The sequence below is a fragment of the Hansschlegelia beijingensis genome (genome assembly GCF_045505405.1).
Classification (GTDB): Bacteria; Pseudomonadota; Alphaproteobacteria; order Rhizobiales; family Methylopilaceae; genus Methylopila; species Methylopila beijingensis_A.
This window is the reverse complement of the sequence record NZ_JBJKEX010000207.1, coordinates 1-5,401: the sequence shown is the minus strand read 5'-3', so window position 1 is coordinate 5,401 and position 5,401 is coordinate 1. Positions and strand designations below refer to the sequence as shown.

At 70.5% G+C, this 5,401-nt stretch carries 5 protein-coding genes and 2 pseudogenes; 6 read left to right on the top strand and 1 reads right to left on the bottom strand.

What is annotated here, in order from left to right:
* A partial coding sequence (locus tag ACIKT0_RS12405) for a 3'(2'),5'-bisphosphate nucleotidase CysQ family protein (RefSeq protein WP_407105637.1) occupies nt 1–419 on the bottom strand: 419 nt, incomplete at its 3' end.
* Between the two features lie 152 nt (nt 420–571).
* On the opposite strand from ACIKT0_RS12405, the gene chpT reads away from it, so the two are divergent.
* From chpT to ACIKT0_RS12375, 6 genes and pseudogenes are all read left to right on the top strand, one after another.
* The gene (chpT, locus tag ACIKT0_RS12400) at nt 572–1,249 is read left to right on the top strand and encodes a histidine phosphotransferase ChpT (RefSeq protein WP_407105636.1); all 678 of its coding nucleotides are present in this window, start codon (nt 572–574) and stop codon (nt 1,247–1,249) included.
* 94 nt (nt 1,250–1,343) lie between these two features.
* A complete protein-coding gene (locus tag ACIKT0_RS12395; RefSeq protein WP_407105638.1) occupies nt 1,344–3,980 on the top strand; it encodes a hybrid sensor histidine kinase/response regulator in 2,637 nt (878 codons plus the stop codon).
* On the top strand, nt 3,977–4,435 hold the full coding sequence (locus ACIKT0_RS12390) for a chemotaxis protein CheW (RefSeq protein ID WP_407105635.1): 459 nt from the start codon (nt 3,977–3,979) through the stop codon (nt 4,433–4,435). The genes ACIKT0_RS12395 and ACIKT0_RS12390 overlap by 4 nt, the downstream gene beginning before the upstream one ends.
* A 54-nt stretch (nt 4,436–4,489) precedes the next feature.
* Nucleotides 4,490–4,855 carry a response regulator gene (locus tag ACIKT0_RS12385; RefSeq protein WP_183395435.1) on the top strand — a complete coding sequence of 122 codons (366 nt, stop codon included), beginning with the start codon at nt 4,490–4,492 and terminating at the stop codon, nt 4,853–4,855.
* Nucleotides 4,856–4,925: 70 nt separating this feature from the next.
* Nucleotides 4,926–5,183 (top strand): annotated as a pseudogene (locus ACIKT0_RS12380) (response regulator); the annotation flags it as partial.
* A 121-nt stretch (nt 5,184–5,304) separates the two neighbouring features.
* Nucleotides 5,305–5,401, top strand: a pseudogene (locus tag ACIKT0_RS12375) (TraB/GumN family protein); the annotation flags it as partial.

The following is a 5,401-nucleotide window of genomic DNA, read 5'->3' as shown; positions in this document are numbered from 1 at the left end:
CCGAGGCCGGTCGCGCCGATCCAGGTGGCGCCGAGCGCGGGAGCGTGCACGCAGCCCGCCACGGGCACGCCGCCCGAAACCAGGCCGACATTCACCGTGAATTCGCCGTTGCGCGCGATGAACTCGCGGGTGCCGTCGAGCGGGTCCACCAGGAGGAAGGTCTTGGGCGCGCTCGACGGCGCGCCGTCGCGCGAGCTCGCCTCCTCGGCGATCACCGGCACATGCGGAAACAGCGCCGCGAGCCCCGAGATCAGGATGGCCTCCGCCCGCTCGTCGGCTTCCGTGACCGGGCTGCGGTCGTCCTTCGCCCGCACGGCGATGCTTTCGGCCTCATAGACGTCGAGGATGGTCCGTCCCGCCTCGACGCACAGTCGGGCGAGCTCGTTCAGCAGGCGCGCATCGACAGCGTCGACGGTCATCGGTGGCTCCCAGGATGTACGGCGCAGCTCTCGCCTTGAGGCGGGATACGCCAGCGTGTATCAGGCATGCTCGCTGCAGAAAGAACCGACTCGCGAGGCATGCGGGGGCCGAGCGCTCGGAACGCCGCACTCAAGCCTCGGCAGGAGCCCTGATGTCAACCTCCGACGAGATTCCCGGCACCGGCCTCATCACGCTCGAAAGCCTCGATCTCGCGGCGCTGGTCGCGAGCCGGGTGTGCCATGACGTGATCAGCCCGGTGGGCGCCATCGTCAACGGCCTCGAGATCCTCGAGGACGAGAAGGACGAGGGCATGCGCGGCTTCGCGTTCGACCTCATCAAGAAGAGCGCGGCGCAGGCCTCGGCGCGGCTGCAGTTCTGCCGCATCGCGTTCGGCGCCGCCGGCTCGGCGGCCGCCATGCTGGATCTCGGCGACGCCGAGCAGGTCGCGCGCGGCTTCGTCGAGGACCAGAAGACCAAGCTGATCTGGGAGGCGCCGCGCCAGCTGCTGCCGAAGAACAAGGTGAAGCTGCTGCTGAACCTGGTGCTGGTGGCCGCGACCACGATCCCGCGCGGCGGCGCCATCACGGTCTCCGCGGTTGGCGAAGGCGAGGCGACCGAGTTCAAGCTCGCGACCGAAGGGCCGCACGCCCGGGTGCCGGCCAACGTGCTCGACCTTCTTGCGGGCCGCGCGCCCGACGATCGCATCGACGCCCACGTCATCCAGCCCTTCTACGCCGGGCTGGTCGCGCGCGCGGCAGAGATGACGGTGACGATCGAGGCCGAGGTCGAGGGCGAACGCATCGTCACCTGGGCGCGCGTCGCCGCCTGAGGCGGTCGCGCGGGGCGGCTCCCGCAACCATCCGTTATGGTTTGTCAGCCATGATCCCCTTGCGCCGCTTGGCGCGCCATGTGGGGGCTTGGCGTTGGACGACCTGCTGCGCGACTTTCTGACCGAAACGGCGGAAAACCTCGATCTCGTGGACGTGGAGCTGGTCCGCTTCGAGCAGGAACCCGCGAACGCCAAGATCCTCGGCAACATCTTCCGTCTGGTCCACACCGTGAAGGGGACCTGCGGCTTCCTCGGCCTGCCGCGGCTCGAGGCCCTGGCGCACGCCGCCGAAACCCTGATGGGCGAGTTCCGCTCCGGCGCGATGGCGACGCCGGACGCGGTGACGCTGATCCTCGCGGCGATCGACCGGATCAAGGACATCCTGGCCGCGCTGGAGCGCACGGGCGCCGAGCCCGACGGCGACGACAGCGATCTGGTGCTCGAACTCGAGCGCGTGTCCGCGGCGGTCAAGACCGCGCCGGTCCATGCCGTCGAGCCGCCGCCGCCCGCCAATGACGTCCCGGCGCGCGAGCTTCGTCCCGGAGAGGTTTCTCTCGACGAACTGGAGCGCGCCTTCCGCGAGGCGCCCGGCCCGGACCTGCCCCCCCCGCCCAAGCCCGTGGCTGCGATCGCGCCGGTTCCGGCGGCGGTCCCCGCAGAGGAGACCGGGCGCGGCGAAAGCACGCTCGCCGGCCAGACCATCCGGGTCGGCGTCGACACGCTCGACCGGCTGATGACCATGGTCTCCGAGCTGGTGCTGACCCGCAACCAGTTGCTCGACACCGTCCGTCGGCAGGGCGAGAGCGATTTCGGACTTCCGCTGCAGCGGCTGAGCCACGTCACCGCCGAGCTGCAGGAAGGCGTGATGAAGACGCGCATGCAGCCGATCGGGGCCGCCTGGCGCGCGCTGCCGCGGCTGGTTCGCGACCTTGCGGCCGATCTCGGCAAGAAGATCGAGCTCGTCACCGAGGGCGCCGAGACCGAGCTCGACCGCCAGGTGCTTGACCTCATCAAGGACCCGCTGACCCACATGGTCCGCAACTGCGCGGACCACGGTCTCGAGGGGCCGGCGGAGCGCGCCGCGGCGGGCAAGTCGGAGACCGGCGTGATCCGGCTGTCGGCCTATCACCAGGGCGGCTGCATCATCGTCGAGATCGCCGACGACGGCCGTGGGCTCGACGTCGAGCGGATCAAGAAGAAGGCGATCGCCAACGGTCTTGCGACCGAGTCCGAGATCGAGAAGATGTCGGACGCCCAGATCCACCGCTTCATCTTCGCGCCCGGCTTCTCGACCGCCGCGGCGGTGACGAGCGTCTCCGGCCGCGGCGTCGGCATGGACGTGGTGCGCGCCAACATCGAGCTGATCGGCGGGTCGGTCGACCTGCGCTCGACGCCCGGCAAGGGCTCCGCCGTCGTGATCCGCATCCCGCTGACGCTCGCCATCGTGTCGGCGCTGATGGTGACGCTCGGCTCCGAAATCTTCGCCATCCCTCAGCTCGCCGTGCTCGAGCTCGTGCGCGCCCGGCCCGGCGGCGAGCAGCGCATCGAGCGCATCGGCGACGCCCCGCTGCTCCGGCTTCGCGACCGCCTGCTGCCGCTGGTCCGGCTGCGCGGCCTGCTCGGCCTGCCGCAGCCCGAGGACGAGCAGGAGGACGACGCCTTCGTGGTCGTGCTCCAGTCCGGCGAGGACGCCTTCGGCCTCGTGGTGGACGACGTGCTCCACACCGAGGAAATCGTGGTCAAGCCGATGGCCTCGCGGCTCAAGGAGATCACGCTGTTCGCCGGCACCACCATCCTCGGCGACGGCTCGGTGGTGCTGATCCTCGACCCGAACGGCGTCGCGCAGGCCGCGGGCCCCGCGAGCGCGCACGATTCCGGCCTCGGCAAGGACGAGGGCGCGGAAGCCGCGGAGACCGGTTCGGTCGTGCCGCTGCTGCTGTTCCGCGCCGGAGGCGCCGCGCCCAAGGCCGCGCCGCTGGCGCTGGTCACGCGCCTTGAGATGATCGACGTCAGCGCCGTCGAGATCGCTGACGGCCGGGCGATGGTGCAGTATCGCGGCGCGCTGATGCCGCTGGTGCCCGCAGGCGACGGCGTCCGGCTCAAGGAGAGCGGCGACCAGCCGCTGCTGGTGTTCTGCGACGACGGCCGCTCCTGCGGCTTTATCGTCGACGAGATCATCGACATCGTCGAGCAGCGCATCGAGATCGGCGTCTCCTCCGTGGCGGAGGGCGTGCTGGGCACTGCGGTGATCGCCGGCCGCGCCACCGAAATCCTCGACGTCGGTCACCACCTTACGCTCGCCTTCGACGACTGGCTGAAGCGCAAGGATCGGCCGACCGAATCCGCCCTGCAGCCCTGCGTCCTGCTGGTCGATGACAGCGCCTTCTTCCGCAACATGCTGACGCCGGTGCTGACGGCGGCGGGCTACCGCGTCACCTGCGCGAATGGCGGCGCCGAGGCGCTCGATCTGCTCGGCCGCGGGCGGCGCTTCGACGTGATCGTCTCCGACATCGAGATGCCGGGGATGGACGGCTTCCAGCTCGCCCAGGCGCTGCTCGCCGAGCCGCTCGCCGCCGGGATCCCGATCCTCGCGCTGTCCTCCCTGACCGGGTCGAGCGTCGTGCAGCGCGCCCGCCAGGCCGGCTTCAGCGAATATGTCGCGAAGTTCGACCGGCAGGGCCTCATCGCCGCCCTCCAGCATTTCGCGCCAGGCTACAGGAACGCCGCATGAGCGACAGCGCCGGAACCCGCAGCTACGTCACGGTCGAGGTCGGGGGCCAGATCTTCGGCATCGCGATCGAGCGGGTGCGGGAGGTGTTCCTCCCGGACCGCCTGACGCATGTGCCGCTGGCGCCTCCGGACGTCGCCGGCGTGCTCAATCTGCGCGGCCGCATCGTGACGGCGATCGACATGCGGCTGCGCCTCAGCCTGCCGCCGCGCGCGCCCGAGCAGCGCCCGATGGCGATCGGCATCGACCACAAGCAGGAGGCCTTCGCGCTCCTCGTCGACTCCGTGGGCGACGTCCTCGACCTGTGCGAGAGCCAGCGGGAGGCCACGCCGGCGACGCTCGCGCCGCGCTGGGCTTTGGTCGCCGAATGCGTGCATAGGCTCGACGGCCGCCTGCTGCTGGTGCTCGACGTCGACCGGGCGCTGGAGCCGCCGGCCGCGGCCGCGATCGCCGCCTGAGAGAATATGAGAAGGCCGCGTCCGCCGCTGGCGCGCCATCCGGAGCCGAATGCGATGAAACACTGCCTGGTCGTCGACGATTCGAGCGTCATCCGAAAGGTCGCTCGCCGCATCCTGGAAGGCCACGACCTCCGGATCTCGGAGGCCGAGAACGGCCAGAGCGCGCTTGCCCTGTGCAAGCAGGCGATGCCGGACGGCATTCTGCTCGACTGGAACATGCCGGTGATGGACGGCTTCGACTTCCTGGCCGAGCTGCGCTCGCTGCCGGGCGGCGACGCGCCGAAGGTGGTGTTCTGCACTACCGAGAACGACGTCGCCCACATCGCGCGCGCGATGCGCGCCGGGGCCGACGAGTACGTGATGAAGCCCTTCGACAAGGAGATCATCACGTCCAAGTTCGCCGAGGTGGGACTTCTCTGAAGCGCTGGGCCGCGAGGGCAAGCCGGTGACAGCCGCGCTGGACGTCGGGCTCGCAGAGCGGGTCCGCGTGATGATCGTCGACGACTCGGTGGTCGCGCGGAACCTTACCTCCCGCTGGCTGCAGGATGAGCCGGGCTTCGACGTCGTCACGACCTGCCGGTCGGGCAGGGAGGCGGTGGAGAGCATCGCCTGGGCGCGGCCCGACGTCGTGGTGCTCGACGTCGAGATGCCCGAGATGGACGGGGTCGAGGCGCTTCCGCTGCTGCTGCGCGCCAAGCCGGGCCTCGCCGTGGTGATGGCCTCGAGCTACACGACCCGCGGCGCCGACCTCTCGCTGCGCTGTCTCGCGCTCGGCGCGATGGACGTGCTGGCGAAGCCCAGCAGGGATCAGGCGCAGTCCGAGGACTATCGGCGCGAGCTGCTGAGCAAGGTGCGGGCTCTCGGCGTTCATCACGCGCCGCAACCTGACCATGCTCCAGCGGGCGCTGCCGATCTTCAGCGGAGGGCAGGCCTTCGTCGCGGTCGGCGCTTTGCACCTGCCGGGCG